We start from the raw sequence: 13147 nt of genomic DNA, 5'->3' as shown, positions 1-13147 counted from the left end.
AGTTCTACCAGCCACCGCCAGCACACCACCGGGCCTCACCAAGATCCGAACCCCGAACAGCTCCTAGGTAGCTGAGACTCACGCCGATCTGCTCAGGGGCTGTCGTCGGCTGACTGATGCGCACCCGCTCACGCATCGCTCACGCGCGCCCCCCGCACGCCGGTGCCCCGGCCGTCTTACGACGACCGGGGCACGATACCCGCAGGTCAGCGGCCTCCAAGGAGCCCGACCCCGTAGGCCGTGTGGGACTCGAACCCACAACCAATGGATTAAAAGTCCACTGCTCTGCCAATTGAGCTAACGGCCCGCACACCGCAGCATAGCCGGGACCCAGGGGTGAGTCCGAGTCGAATCGGGGGTGGCGGGTGAGTGGGGGGAGTCGGGGGTGAGGGGAGGGCGTACGGGGGCGGGTCGGACCCGGGCGGGGGGCTGGGAGGATGGGGGGGTGCGTACCGTGGGGATCGACCTGGCGGCCGATCGGTCGAAGACGGCCATGGCGGTGGTGGAGTGGCGGGACGGGAGGGCGACGGTCGGTCCGCCACGGCTGAGGTGCGCCGATGACGAGTTGCTCGACGCGCTGGGTGGCCTCGGCCAGGGTGAACAGGCCGGGGTCGACAGCCCGTTCGGGTGGCCGGCCGAGTTCGTGCGGGCGGTGGGTGCCCATCTCGCCGGGGCCGCGTGGCCGGGGAGGGGGCAGGACAGTGAGCGCTACCGGAAGGACCAGCTGCGGTACCGGCTGACGGACCGTGTCGTACGGGACCAGATCCACCCGCTGAGCGCTCCGCTCCCGGCCCCCTTCGACCGGATCGGGGCGATGGTCGCGCGCTGGGCGCATCTGGAGGACGAGCTCAAAAGGCGCGGGGTGCCGGTCGACCGGGCGGGGAGCGGCAGCATCGCGGAGGTGTATCCGAAGGCGTCCCGGCACCGGTGGGGCGTTCTCGACGGTCCCCGGCGGATGGAGGCTCTTCTCGGCGCCGCGCCCTGGCTACGGTGCGACGGCCCGACACGGCTCGCCTACGACGCGAGCGAGCACGCGTTCGACGCGCTGGTGTGCGCGCTGACGGCCCGCGCTGTGGCCTGCGGACTGACCGGACGCCCCGGGCCGGCCGACGTGGACGCCGCCCGCGAAGAAGGCTGGATCCACCTGCCCCTGCCCGGCTCGCTCCCCCTGCTTCCCGGTAACGCACCGTAAGCCGGTCACCCCGGTCACCCACTCACCTTGGCGACGAACGCCGAGAGGTTCGCCATCATCCGCTGGATCTTCTCCTCCAGCGTGATCGTCTCGTGGAGCCGCGCGCCCACGCCCGCGTCCTTCTTGCCGCGCACGTACAGCGAGCAGGAGAGGTCGCCGCATATGTAGATGCCCACCGTGTTGCCCTGCTGCCCGGCGCGGCCGGCCCTCGGCGCGACCAGCAGGGAGACGCCGCCGACGTGGGTGGTCAGGCACACCGAGCACATGCTGCGCCGCGCGCCCCAGAAGGCGGGGGCGGGGCAGCGCGCCGCGAGGGCGGTGGGGCGGCCGTCCAGCTCGGTCACCAGATAGGCACGGTCGGGGGCCTGGGCATCCCGCCAGCCGAGATAGTCCAGGTCGTCCCAGGGGCGGTCGGCCAGGTCGCGCGGGAGGGACAGTCGCTTGACCTCCCCCTTGGTGCGGTTCACGAAGGCGGCACGGATCTCTTGCTCGGTCAGCTGGCGCATGCGGGGCAGGCTAATTTGCCTAAAGCTATTAGGCAAGTGCACACTAGGTGTCGGTTAATGAGAGGAAGGTTATGGCACGGGTGGGACTGACCGCGGAACGCCTGACCCGGGCGGGAGCGGAAATGGCCGACGAGGTCGGCTTCGAGCAGGTGACCGTCTCGGCGCTCGCCCGGCGATTCGACGTCAAGGTCGCGAGTCTCTACTCGCACGTGAAGAACTCCCAGGACCTCAAGACGAGGATCGCCCTGCTCGCCCTGGAGGAACTCGCCGACCGGGGCGCCGCCGCCCTGGCCGGGCGGGCCGGCAAGGACGCCCTGACCGCCTTCGCCAACGTCTACCGCGACTACGCCCGGGAGCATCCCGGCCGCTACGCCGCGGCCCAGCTGAGGCTCGATCCGGAGACAGCCGCCGCCAGCGCCGGCGGCAGGCACGCCCAGATGACGCGGGCGATCCTGCGGGGCTACGACCTGACCGAGCCGGACCAGACACACGCGGTCCGGCTGCTGGGCAGCGTCTTCCACGGCTACGTCAGCCTGGAGACGGCGGGAGGCTTCAGCCACAGCGCCCCCGACGCGCAGGAGAGCTGGTCACGCGTCCTGGACGCCCTCGACACCCTGCTGCGGAACTGGCCCGCACCCTGACCAGCCCCCAGCCCCCAGCCCCCAGCCCCCCGGCGCACCCAGCCCCCGGAGCACCGGCGCGGCCGAACCCCCCGCACCCCTCGATCAAAGGGCCAGGACCATGCACGCCGACCACAACTGGATCACCACCCCCATCACCCCGGACCTCCTGCGCGGCGCCCTCGACCTGGAGCGCACCGAGCGCGGTCTGCTGCCGCACCGGCTGCCCGCCTGGGCCCGCGCCCAGTGCGCCGACCCGCAACTGGCCATGGCCGAGGCCCAGCCGTCGGGCGTCCGGCTGGTCTTCCGCACCCGGGCCACCGCGATCGAGCTGGACACGCTGCCCACCAAGCAGGTCTACGTGGGCGCCCCGCCCCGCCCGGACGGCCGGTACGACCTGCTCATCGACGGCCGTCCGGGCGGTGAGGCCAGCGTGACGGGCGGCAACACCCTGACCATCGACATGACCGCCGGGACGGCCGAGAAGCGGCCAGGACCGGCCGGCACCCTCCGCTTCACCGCCCTGCCGGACGGCGTGAAGGACGTCGAGATCTGGCTGCCGCACAACGAGACCACCGAACTCGTCGCCCTGCGCACCGACGCCCCTGTCGAGCCCGCGCCGCCCACTGGCCGCAAGGTGTGGCTGCATCACGGGAGTTCGATCAGCCATGGCTCCAACGCGGCGAGCCCGAGCACCACGTGGCCCGCGCTGGCCGCCCGCCTCGGCGGCGTGGAATTGATCAACCTGGGTCTGGGCGGCAGCGCCCTGCTCGACCCGTTCACCGCCCGCACCCTGCGCGACACCCCGGCCGACCTGATCAGCGTCAAGATCGGCATCAACCTCGTCAACGCCGACCTGATGCGTCTGCGCGCCTTCGGCCCGGCGGTGCACGGCTTCCTCGACACCATCCGCGAGGGCCACCCCCGCACGCCGCTGCTGGTCGTCTCACCCGTGCTGTGCCCCATCCACGAGGACACCCCCGGCCCCAGCGTCCCGGACTTCGGCGACCCCGGCGACCTCAGCGGCCTGAGCGCGGGGAAGCTCCGCTTCCGCGCGGCGGGCGACCCCGCGGAGCGGGCCGGCGGGAAGCTGACCCTCACGGTCATCCGGGACGAGCTGAGCCGCATCGTCGAGCAGCGGCGAGCCGACGACCCGAACCTGTGCTACCTCGACGGCCGCGAGCTCTACGGTGAGGCGGACTTCGCCGAACTCCCGCTGCCCGACAAGCTCCACCCGGACGCCGCCGCGCACCGCCGCATCGGTGAGAGGTTCGCCGCGCTGGCCTTCGCCCGCGGCGGCCCCTTCGCCCCGGACGGCCCGCTCGCCGCCGACGGCCCGCTCGCCGCCGAACTCCGCGAGACGGGCCGCCCGGGCACCCTCAGCTGATCCGGGAGTACTGCTTCCAGCCGGTCTTGGTGTAGAGCTTCCCGGGCAGCAGGCCGCCCTTGTTGTCCGCGTCGAGGATGAAGACGCCGCCGCCGGGGGTGCGGCCGAGGATGTCCTGGCGGCCGTCCCGGTCCATGTCGCCGGCCGCCACCAGGTCCCGGTAGCCGCCGAAGCCGGTGCCGATCTCCGTACGGGCGGCGTAACCGCCCTTGCCGTTGCCGCGGAAGAGCCACAACGTCCCGGCGGAGTCGCGGGCGACGATGTCGGCGAGGCCGTCGCCGGAGAGGTCGGAGCGGCCGGTGATCTGGTCGTACGCGTTCCAGCCGGAGCCGATGGCGACCCGGGCGGCCAGACCGCCCTTGCCGTTGCCCTTGTACAGCCACAGGTTGCCCGAGGTATCGCGGGCCAGCAGGTCGGGGACGCCGTCACCGGAGAAGTCGGTGCTGGCGAACAGCGCGGTGTAGCGGTCGAAGCCGTTGGCGACCCAGGTCTTGGGGGCGGTGTCGAGGTCGTAGCCGCGAGTTCCCGGGTAGCGGTAGAGAGCGCCGCCGCGGGTACGGGCGAGGAGGTCGGCGAGGCCGTCGCCGTCCAGGTCGCCGGCCTGGCTGAGCCAGGTGTAGCCGATGGTGTAGTCGACGGTGTCGGCGGCGAGACCGTCCTCGACCGGGAGGTGTCCCTCCGGGTCCAGGGTGGGCCAGCTGATCCAGTGCCCGCCCACCGCGTCGTCCTGTTCGGTGGTCACCGACCCGGTGGCGGATGCGTACGGGCCCACGAAGACGTCCCGGCTCCAGGCGAGCATCTGGGGACCGTAGGCGGTGATGTTGACGTAGACGCGTACACCGTCGGCCGCGACGCAACTGGTGGCGCCGGTCGCGGAGAGGCCGATCAGCTTGCCGCCGGCCACCAGGGCGCCGCCCGCGTCGCCCACGCACTGCTGGGCGTGGTCGGGCGCCGCGGTGCCTGGCTTGGGCAGCGTGCAGAACGTGCCCGGCGCCTGGGCGTGGCCGAGATGGGCGGCGCAGGTCGCGGACGACAGGATGGAGACCTGCTCGGTGTGCGCGGTGCGCTGGTAGTCCTGCGAGCTGGGCAGGGCCCAGGAGTAGAACGTGGCGGTGGCGCCGGCGGCATAGAGCTTCGCGTCGGCGGTGGTCGCCAGATCCGGCCGGCCGCTGCCCGTGGTGTAGCTCACCGGCGGGTTGTGCGCCTCGGCCACCGCGAAGGCGCCCTGCCGGGTGGCGGGGACGTACTGCGGCGATGTGCGGTAACCGGGCAGGTTGGTACCCGAATCGGGAGTGCCGCCGTGGTACCACTGCGTGTAGTCGTCCAGGGTGCGGCCGGTGAAGCAGTCAGGACCGGTCAGCTCCCGGCTCGCGGTCAGCTGGATCGCGCTGCATGACCGCGAGGCGCCGGTGGTGTTGTACGTGCCGTAGCCCGCCAGCCAGGACGGGAAGTCCGGCGTCGCGGCCTGGGCGGACTGCGCCCCGGCCGCCAGTATGCCCCCGGACAGCAGTGCCCCGGCCAGGGCGGCGGTCATGGCCCGCCGCCCGAATCTCTTGTACGCGCGCATATGTGGAACCCCCCACGGGTTGTCGGCCGTCCGCCCCTCCTCGGGAAGGGCTAGGAGACCTGAGTGATGAACTTGTAGTAGCTCTTCGCGTAGAGCCGCGGCGCCGCCATCCCGCTGCCATCGGAGATCGCGTCGATGACGAAGACGCCGCCCGCGGGCGTACGGCCGAAGAGGTCCTGGCGGCCGTCGTTGTCGATGTCCCCGCTGGCGACCAGTTCGCGGTAACCCCCGAAGCCGGTACCGAACTTGACCCGGGTGAAGCCGCTCCTGCCGTTGCCCTTGAAGAGCCACAGCGTGCCGGCCTTGTCCACCCCGACGAAGTCCGCGAGGCCGTCGCCGGAGAAGTCGCCGCGGCCGGTGAGCCGAACGTACGCGTTGAAGCCGGTGCCCAGCAGCGAGCGGGTGCCGTAACCGCCCTTGCCGTTGCCCTTGTACAGCCACAGATTGCCCGAGGTGTCCCGGGCGATCAGGTCGGGGACGCCGTCACCGGAGAAGTCCCGCTCGGCGAAGATCGCGTTGTAACGGCCCCAGCCGTTGCCGAGCCAGGTGCCCTTGACCGTGTTGACCCACCCGGCGGAGAGCTCCGACGCGCTGTACGCGTACAGGGCGCCGCCCGAGGTCCGGGCGAGGACCTCACCGTCGCCGTCGCCGTCGAGGTCGCCCGCCTGCGTGAAGAAGTCGAAGTGCGCCGAGTACCAGCCGATCGAGCCCGTATTGGGGTCGCAGCCGTCCACCTCCTCGGAGGTGGGATTGATGGTGCAGAAGGAGACCAGCCCGTTGGTGCCGCTGGTGGCCTGCCGCGCCGTCACCGACCCGGTGTCGATGAAGTCGAAGTCGACGTCGTGGGCCCACCCGGATATCTGGGCGCGGTAGGCGGAGACGTTGGTGTAGAGCCGCAGGCCGTTGGTGGGGACGCAGGCGGTGGTGGACGTGGCCGAGATCCCGAGCAGCTTGCCGCCCGCGACCAGTGCCCCGCCCGCGTCGCCGACGCAGCGGTCGATCGTCGCCGGCGCGGCGGTGCCGGGGGCCGGCAAGGTGCAGAAGGTGCCCGCGAGTTGAGGATGTCCGAGGTAGGCGCCGCAGGTGGCCGCCGACAGGATCGACACCTGCTCGCTGTGCGGGTGCCGGTCGAGGGAAGTCGCGCTCGACCCGGCCCAGGACGAGAAGGTGGCCCTGGCTCCCGGCGCGTAGAGCGCGGCGTCCGCGGTGCTCGCCAGCGCCGGACCGTGGAAGGTCGCGGTGTAGCCGACGACGACCACGGCGTAAGCGGCCTGCCGGGTGGTCGCGTTGAAGCGCGGATCGGCCCGGTACTGCGGCCGGTTGGTCGCGCCCTCCGGCGTGCCGCCCGCGTAGGTGGTGGAGAAGTCGTTCACGCCGCGTCCGGTGAGGCAGTCCGGCGGCATGAGGTACCGGTCCCCGGTCAGCTTGACGGCCGAGCACTGCCGCATGGTGGACCCGTTCTCGGTCTCGTACGACGTCAGCCACGACGGCACCGTGGTCGCGGCGTGCGCGGCCGGCGCGCCGACCCCCAGCAGCGCCCCGGCGACCAGCGCCGCCGCTGTCGTGAACGCGGCCAGCGACCGCCGTCTCCATGCCGTAGTCCGAAACCCGCGCATACCCCGCCCCGCCTCGCCCTTGCCGCTCAGTGCGCCGACCCGACCCGGCCCGCCGGTGAGTAAACGGAAGGCCCGGGTCCGAAAACCGCCTGGTCAGTCCCCCTGGAACCCTGCGGAAAAGGCACTGTAGCAGCCGAAAAGCGCGGGCCCCGAGGTCGCTTCACGCACGACCCCGGGACCCGCGCCCGGTTCACTTCCCGTTCACTTCAGCGGCTTCGGCGGCTTCGGCGGCTTCGGCAGCTCGCCATGTGCGTCCGGCACACCGCCGTCGCGAGCGGACGACCCGTCAGCTGTTGCGCTTCCAGCGCGGCTTGCGGTCGGCGGCCGGCGCCGCGCCGTTGTTCTCGCGCGGGGTGTAGGAGGAGGACGCCGGGCGGTCGCGGTCGCCGTACGAGGGGCGGCGGTCGCGGTCGCCGAAGGCCGGACGGCTGTCGCGCCGGTCCCGGTTGAAGGGCCGGTCGTCGGTGCGGTTGCCGTAGGCCGGACGGGCGTCGCGGCGGTCCCGGTCACCGTACGAGGACGCGGCCGGACGGCGGTCGTCCCGGCTGTACGACGAGGAGGCCGGACGGGCGTCCCGCCGGTCGTCCCGGCTGTACGAGGACGAGGACGACGACGAGGACGACGCGGGGCGGCTGTCACGGCGGTCGTCCCGGTTGTAGGAAGACGACGACGAAGACGAGGCGGGCCGGCGGTCGTCACGGTTGTACGAGGACGCGGGCCGGCTGTACGAGGACGAGGAGGACGGCGCCGAAGAAGAGGACGACGAGGACGGCCTGCGGTCGTCCCGGTTGTACGCCGGGCGGCTGTCGCGGCGGTCGTCGCGGTTGTAGGAGGAGGATGCCGGACGGCGGTCGTCCCGGTTGTACGCCGGACGCGCGTCGCGGCGGTCGTCGCGCCGGTCGTCGCGGCTGTACGAACGGTCGTCGCGGCGGCGGTCGAAGTTGCCCCGGTCGTCGCGCCGTTCACGGTCGCGGTCCCGGTCGTCGCGCTGTTCGGCGCGCGGCTCGGGAACGAACGCGGCTGCCTCGGCGGCCAGTTCGGCGGCCTTGGCGGCCACCGCGACCTCCGGGTCCTCGCCGCGCTCACGCGCCGAGCGGGCGGTCAACCGGTCGGCTTCTTCGCGCAGTTCGGCGGCGCGGCGCTGGAGCCGCTCCAACTGACGGGTGAGTTCGACCACTTCGCGCTCGGCCTGGACGGCGGCGTTCTGCAGCGCGTCGGCCTGCACATCGGTCAGCGAACGGGCGCCGGTGATCCGTGCGACGTCCTCGTCGAAGACACCCGCGCCGCCGATGATGTGGCGCGAGGCGTCCACGCCCGCGTCCTCCATCAGCCGGAAGATCTGCTTGCGCTGATGCGGCAGGGCCAGCGAGACGACCGTGCCGGACTCGCCCGCGCGGGCCGTACGGCCGGAGCGGTGCAGGTAGTCCTTGTGGTCGGCGGCCGGGTCCACGTTCAGCACCAGGCCGATGTTGTCGACGTGGATGCCGCGGGCGGCGACATCGGTGGCGACCAGGACGTTGACCCGGCCCGCCTTGAAGTCCTCAAGGGTGCGGGTGCGGGCGCCCTGGGTCATACCGCCGTGCAGCGCGTCGGCCCGTACACCGGACTCGATGAGCTGCTCGGCGACCCGGTCGGCGCCCATCTGGGTGCGGACGAAGATGATCGTACGGCCCTTGCGGGCGGCGATCGCGGCGGTGACCGGGGCCTTGTCCTTGGGCTTCACGATCAGTACGTGGTGGCTCATCGTGGTGACCGCGCCCTGGGCGGCGTCCACCTCGTGGGTGACCGGCTTGACCAGGTAGCGCCGGACCAGGGAGTCGATCTCGTTCTCCAGCGTGGCGGAGAACAGCAGCCGCTGGCCGCCGGCCGGGATCAGGTCGAGCAGCTCGGTGACCTCGGGCAGGAAGCCCATGTCGGCCATCTGGTCGGCCTCGTCCAGGACCGCGATCTGGATCTGGTCGAGGGAGGCGGCGCCGCGGTTGATCAGGTCCCGCAGGCGGCCGGGAGTGGCGACCAGGACGTCCACGCCGCGTTCCAGGGCGTAGATCTGGTTCTGCATCGAGGTGCCGCCGCAGACGACCTTCATCTTCAGGCCGAGCACGTCACCGTAGGGCTGGAGCGCGTCGGCCACCTGCATGGCCAGCTCGCGGGTCGGGGTGAGGATGACGCCGCGGGGGTGCTTGCGCTCGGTGCGGCCGCCGGACAGCAGGGTCAGCAGCGGCAGCCCGAAGGCGAGGGTCTTGCCGGAGCCGGTACGGCCGCGGCCCAGGATGTCCCGGCCGCTCAGCGCGTCCGGGATGGTGGCGGCCTGGATCGGGAAGGGGGTGACCACGCCGTTCGCGGTGAGCTTGCGGACGATGCCGTCGGCGAGGCCGAGGTCGGCGAAGGTCACACCGGGAACGTCCGGGGCCTCGGGGGCATCCGGGGTCGCGGGGGCTTCGTCGTCGTCCGGGGTCGCGCTGGCGGCCGGGGCGTCGGTGGTGGCCGGCGTCACAGCTTCTTCGCGGGCTTCACCGGCTCCACGGGCTTCCGGAACGGTGGGAGCGTCCGAGACCGCTACGGACCCGGGCTCGGTGATGACGATGGCGTCGGCTGCGTCCTCGGACATGGCGGGCATGGCGGAACGGTCGGCACTGTCAAGGGACATGCGAAAGCAAAACCTCTCGGAGACTTACGGCACGCGCCAGCTCCGCAGGTTGCTTACAACCGCCTCTATGCGGTCAGCCACAGGAGAAAAGGAACGCGCCACGGGGCGCGTATTGGTCAGGCGCCAGGACACATGGAAAGTGGGATCAAACGATCTACCAGCATACGCATCGCACGTCGCTTTTGCCAATCGCCTCCTGAAACCGGCTCCGACCTGCGATGCCGGTCCTCAGCCACCGTCCAGCCACCCGCTGGCCACCGTCTTCCGTCCAGTGTACGAGGCGGCTACCCGGCCGCGGGGCTCTCCGGAGGAGCCGGGCTGTCGCTCTGGCTCGGCGGGTCGGGGGTGGGCGCCGTGGTCGGCTCGGCGGCCGGGGTGGTGGGGGGCGGCGCCTGCTGGGTGGGGGTCGCCTCGGCGGTCGGCTGCGGGACCGTGACACCGGCGCCGGCCGGTGGCAGGGCCCGGTCGGCCGGTTTGTCCTTGGCGTGCGGGCTCGGCGAAGCGGAGCGGGAGGCGCCCGGCGACGGCGAGCTGCCCGACGCCGAGGGCGACGGCGACAGCCCGTTCTTCCCGGCCGGGCGCACCGCCCCCGGCACCAGCCGGCCGCCCCCCGGCCCGTCCGCGACCCTGCTCGCGCTGGACGGTACGCGGCTGGGCCGGGGATCGGGCTCACTGCCGGCGCTCACACAGGCGGCGACGCCCGCGGCCACCAGCGTGACAAGGAGTGCGGAGCGGATTCCGGCGGTCCGGGCCCGGGTGCGGGGGCTGCGGATGCTGTCGCCGTTGTGCGGTGCGGGCATGTGCGGGGACCTCGGACTTCGGGCTTCGGCCGCGGGTTACGGCTCGGGGCTACGGCTTGGCCGGTCGCCCACGCGAGGGCGTACGCGACCGGTCCCCCTGTCCAACGCCGCCGCGTCCCGCCAGGACACGCCCACACCCGCAACCGGCCCCTTCACCCGTAGCCGAACTCACCCGTAACCGAGGGCGTGCAGCCGGGCGTCGTCGATGCCGAAGTGGTGGGCCACCTCGTGCACGACGGTCACCTCCGTCTCCGCCACCGCTTCCTCCCGGCTGGAGCACATCCGCAGGGTCGGCCCCCGGTAGACCGTGATCCGGTCCGGCAGCACCCCGGCGTACCACTCCCCGCGCTCGGTCAGCGGCGTCCCCTCGTACAGACCGAGCAACTCGGGCTCACCGGAGGGCGGCTCGTCCTCCACGAAAACGGCCACGTTGTCCATCAGGCGGGTCAGCTCCGCCGGGATCCGGTCGAGCGCCTCGCCCACCAGTTCCTCGAACTCCTCGCGCGTCATCTCCAGCACCCCCCTATTGTCGCGGCCCGCCCCCGCCCCGACCCCGGCGAAACGGTTTTGGCGATCGCGCGACCGATCCCATATGCTGCTCCCGTCCCCGAAGTGCGCCGACGGCGCCCACGGACGGCCATCCGCCCTCATCGTCTAGTGGCCCAGGACGCCGCCCTTTCAAGGCGGTAGCACGGGTTCGAATCCCGTTGGGGGTACCACCAGCCACCGCATCCGGAGGCGCCTCGTCCCGGGGCGGCCGCTCTGCGGTCGGCATCCGCCCGGCGCGGCGCCCGAGAAGTCGATGGTTTCCGGCCGGGTCTCAGGGCGCTGTCAGCATCGGCAGCGAGGACAAGTGCTCCTCCGGGATGTCGAAGGCCTCCGTCAACGTCGCCAGGTGCGGGGCCAGTCGGGCGGTCAGGGTGTGCAGGGTCCGGGGGAATGAGCGGACCTGCTCGGCGGTGAGCGCGTTCTCGGCCAGCAGCAGGCCGCTGCGGGAGTCCACCTCGCGCAGGAGGAACAGCGCGTGCAGGTCGTCCAGGACCGCGCGGGTGGACGGGTCGGTGACGCGGGCGCAGGCCGCGGCGAAGGCGTCGGCGGCCTGGCCCACCGCGTAGGCCTCGACCAGCTTCAGGGCCGCGTCGGACGCGTTGTTCCAGCGGCCGAGGGCGTCACCGTCACCATCATCACCGTCGCCCTCCTCGGAGCGGCGCAGATCGCGGCGGGCGCTGGTGTGCCAGTGGTGCTCGGCGGCGGCTACGGCGCGGCGGAGGAAGGCCGGGCCGGCCGGGCTCTCCCGGCCGGTGGCCGCCGGGGGCGCCGGGACGAGCGCGTGGCCGAAGATCATCTCGGCGCCCGCCTTGCACCAGATCGCCAGATTGTCCCCCTCCGCGGTGATCGCGCCGTCCACGTTCCCGGCGAACTCCGCCAGTCCGTTGACCGGGAACAGTGCCCGGGCGCCGCAGCGCTCCCGGCTCTCGATGGCGATCTCCCGGGCCTGCCAGGTGATCCAGCCCTTGGCGACCGCCACCAGCCGCTCGGTCCCGGCCCGGTCCTCGGGCCGGTGGCCGATCCAGCGCTCGGTGACCGTCCGGTGGAAAAAGGTCATGGCGTAGGCGGTGGCGACGCGTTCGAGCAGCCGGGCGTGGTGGCTGCGGTGCGCGGCCAGCGGGACCCGCTGCCCGGCCACCGGGCTGGAGATCAGCCGGCTGTGCGCGTAGCGGACCGCGATCGCCAGCGCCGCCCGGCAGCCACCGAGGGTGCTCGCGCTCATGCACAGCTTCCCCACCGTCACCCGCCGGATGGCGTGCAGGAACCGCTTGCGCGGACTGCCGACGGCGCTGCTGAACGTACCGTCCGGCGACAGCCGTCCGTGCTCGCCCTGGATCAGCGCGGTCCGGGGCAGGCGTACCTGGTCGAAGGTGGTGGCGCAGTGGTCGACCGGGCCGCCGACTCGTTCCGGCAGCCTCTCCACGGTGACGCCCGGCAGCGTTCCGCGGTGGTCGCTCAGCGGGGTGAGGAAGAGGAAGACGCCCTGGTCCCGGTCGTCGATCAGCAGGCGGGCCGCCACCACCGCGGTCTTCGGGCCGCCGGTCGCACTGGTGTTGGGCATGTACTTCCGCGCGCCCTCGTGCGGGGTGTGCAGCACGAACTCGTCGCGCTCACGGTCGTATCGGGCGACGGTCTCCAACGCGGCCGCGTCGTTGCCGTGCGCGCGCTCGGTGCACAGGAAGGTGCCGGTACGCGCCAGGGCGGCGAACTCGCTCGTGTCGCGCGCCGGGGAGACGCGGTCGTCGAGCAGGCTCCCGAGGAAGAGGTTGTAGTGGATGCCCGCCACCGTCGACGTGGCGCCGTCCACCACTGAGGCCCACTCGTGCAGGGCGGCCAGCCCGCGCGCATCCCGGGCCAGCTCCTCGGGGGAGAGCAGCTCGTCGTTCAGGGCGCGCAGCCGGTCGTAGGAGAGCTGCCAGCGGTCCTCGACGGGGACGTCGCCGGGGTGGCGGAACAGCTCGGTCGCGATCGCCTTGCGCCAGCGGCCGTGGACATCGGTGTCCTCGGGCCCGTCGCGGAAGAGGAGTTCGGTAAGCCTGGCGCTGTCGACGGCCGGGTGGGAGCCGGACACGGGAGTACTGATCACCATGCCGGGCTCAACGACGCCGACCGGCGGGCGGAAACCCCTTGGGACCGAACGGGAGAAACGGATCGCCTCCGCTTCCCGGTCGGCGCGCCTTCCCGCCAACCCCCCTTACGTCGCAGCGCACTTGACACGGGCCGGGCGGCCGGCCGGCACAGATCCGTGTCGGTCGGCCGCCCG

Annotated in this window: 10 protein-coding genes and 2 tRNA genes; 4 read left to right on the top strand and 8 right to left on the bottom strand. The window is 72.6% G+C overall.

Going from position 1 to position 13147, the window contains the following annotated elements; genetic code table 11:
- Positions 1 to 234: 234 nt before the first annotated feature.
- Positions 235 to 307: transfer RNA gene (locus tag ACFO3J_RS31695), tRNA-Lys, on the bottom strand.
- A 138-nt stretch (positions 308 to 445) separates the two neighbouring features.
- Here ACFO3J_RS31695 and ACFO3J_RS31690 point away from each other — a divergent pair.
- Positions 446 to 1192 (top strand): DUF429 domain-containing protein, encoded by a 747-nt coding sequence (locus ACFO3J_RS31690; protein ID WP_386436892.1) that lies wholly within the window; start codon positions 446 to 448, stop codon positions 1190 to 1192.
- A 14-nt stretch (positions 1193 to 1206) separates the two neighbouring features.
- Here the strand turns inward: ACFO3J_RS31690 and ACFO3J_RS31685 are convergent, their stop codons facing one another.
- Positions 1207 to 1698: an FBP domain-containing protein gene (locus tag ACFO3J_RS31685; protein WP_386436889.1), complete on the bottom strand. Its 492-nt coding sequence runs from the start codon at positions 1696 to 1698 to the stop codon at positions 1207 to 1209.
- A gap of 71 nt (positions 1699 to 1769) precedes the next feature.
- Here ACFO3J_RS31685 and ACFO3J_RS31680 point away from each other — a divergent pair, with 71 nt between their 5' ends.
- Positions 1770 to 2339 (top strand): TetR/AcrR family transcriptional regulator, encoded by a 570-nt coding sequence (locus ACFO3J_RS31680; protein ID WP_386436886.1) that lies wholly within the window; start codon positions 1770 to 1772, stop codon positions 2337 to 2339.
- Between the two features lie 100 nt (positions 2340 to 2439).
- The gene (locus ACFO3J_RS31675; protein WP_386436884.1) at positions 2440 to 3705 is read left to right on the top strand and encodes a GDSL-type esterase/lipase family protein; all 1266 of its coding nucleotides are present in this window, start codon (positions 2440 to 2442) and stop codon (positions 3703 to 3705) included.
- Here the strand turns inward: ACFO3J_RS31675 and ACFO3J_RS31670 are convergent.
- The 5 genes from ACFO3J_RS31670 to ACFO3J_RS31650 form a co-directional block, all read right to left on the bottom strand.
- On the bottom strand, positions 3698 to 5272 hold the full coding sequence (locus ACFO3J_RS31670; RefSeq protein ID WP_386436881.1) for an FG-GAP-like repeat-containing protein: 1575 nt from the start codon (positions 5270 to 5272) through the stop codon (positions 3698 to 3700). The two genes, ACFO3J_RS31675 and ACFO3J_RS31670, sit on opposite strands and share 8 nt — an antisense overlap.
- Before the next feature lie 50 nt (positions 5273 to 5322).
- A complete protein-coding gene (locus tag ACFO3J_RS31665) occupies positions 5323 to 6888 on the bottom strand; it encodes an FG-GAP-like repeat-containing protein (RefSeq protein ID WP_386436879.1) in 1566 nt (521 codons plus the stop codon).
- 286 nt (positions 6889 to 7174) lie between these two features.
- Entirely contained in the window at positions 7175 to 9496 is a 2322-nt protein-coding gene (locus ACFO3J_RS31660; RefSeq protein ID WP_386436876.1) for a DEAD/DEAH box helicase, read from the bottom strand.
- A gap of 323 nt (positions 9497 to 9819) precedes the next feature.
- Positions 9820 to 10335, bottom strand: coding sequence for a hypothetical protein (locus ACFO3J_RS31655; protein ID WP_386436874.1), 516 nt, complete (start codon positions 10333 to 10335; stop codon positions 9820 to 9822).
- Between the two features lie 168 nt (positions 10336 to 10503).
- Complete coding sequence (locus ACFO3J_RS31650) at positions 10504 to 10854, bottom strand: metallopeptidase family protein (protein WP_386436872.1); 351 nt, start codon at positions 10852 to 10854, stop codon at positions 10504 to 10506.
- 124 nt (positions 10855 to 10978) lie between these two features.
- Between ACFO3J_RS31650 and ACFO3J_RS31645 the strand changes: the two genes are divergently transcribed.
- Positions 10979 to 11054 (top strand) — tRNA-Glu (locus ACFO3J_RS31645).
- A gap of 101 nt (positions 11055 to 11155) precedes the next feature.
- On the opposite strand, the gene ACFO3J_RS31640 is transcribed toward ACFO3J_RS31645, so the two are convergent.
- Complete coding sequence (locus ACFO3J_RS31640; RefSeq protein WP_386436870.1) at positions 11156 to 12973, bottom strand: acyl-CoA dehydrogenase family protein; 1818 nt, start codon at positions 12971 to 12973, stop codon at positions 11156 to 11158.
- Positions 12974 to 13147 lie beyond the last annotated feature (174 nt).

Origin of the sequence: Streptomyces polygonati (assembly GCF_042650325.1) — a bacterium.
GTDB classification, from domain to species: domain Bacteria; phylum Actinomycetota; class Actinomycetes; order Streptomycetales; family Streptomycetaceae; genus Actinacidiphila; species Actinacidiphila polygonati.
Note: the sequence above shows the minus strand (reverse complement) of the source record. Positions and strands in the feature narration are given on the sequence as shown.

Coding starts and splice junctions, on each gene's coding strand:
- ACFO3J_RS31685 (WP_386436889.1), bottom strand. CDS start 1,698: ATGCGCCAGCTGACCGAGCAAGAGATCCGTGCCGCCTTCGTGAACCGC.
- ACFO3J_RS31680 (WP_386436886.1), top strand. CDS start 1,770: ATGGCACGGGTGGGACTGACCGCGGAACGCCTGACCCGGGCGGGAGCG.
- ACFO3J_RS31675 (WP_386436884.1), top strand. CDS start 2,440: ATGCACGCCGACCACAACTGGATCACCACCCCCATCACCCCGGACCTC.
- ACFO3J_RS31670 (WP_386436881.1), bottom strand. CDS start 5,272: ATGCGCGCGTACAAGAGATTCGGGCGGCGGGCCATGACCGCCGCCCTG.
- ACFO3J_RS31665 (WP_386436879.1), bottom strand. CDS start 6,888: ATGCGCGGGTTTCGGACTACGGCATGGAGACGGCGGTCGCTGGCCGCG.
- ACFO3J_RS31660 (WP_386436876.1), bottom strand. CDS start 9,496: ATGTCCGAGGACGCAGCCGACGCCATCGTCATCACCGAGCCCGGGTCC.
- ACFO3J_RS31655 (WP_386436874.1), bottom strand. CDS start 10,335: ATGCCCGCACCGCACAACGGCGACAGCATCCGCAGCCCCCGCACCCGG.
- ACFO3J_RS31640 (WP_386436870.1), bottom strand. CDS start 12,973: ATGGTGATCAGTACTCCCGTGTCCGGCTCCCACCCGGCCGTCGACAGC.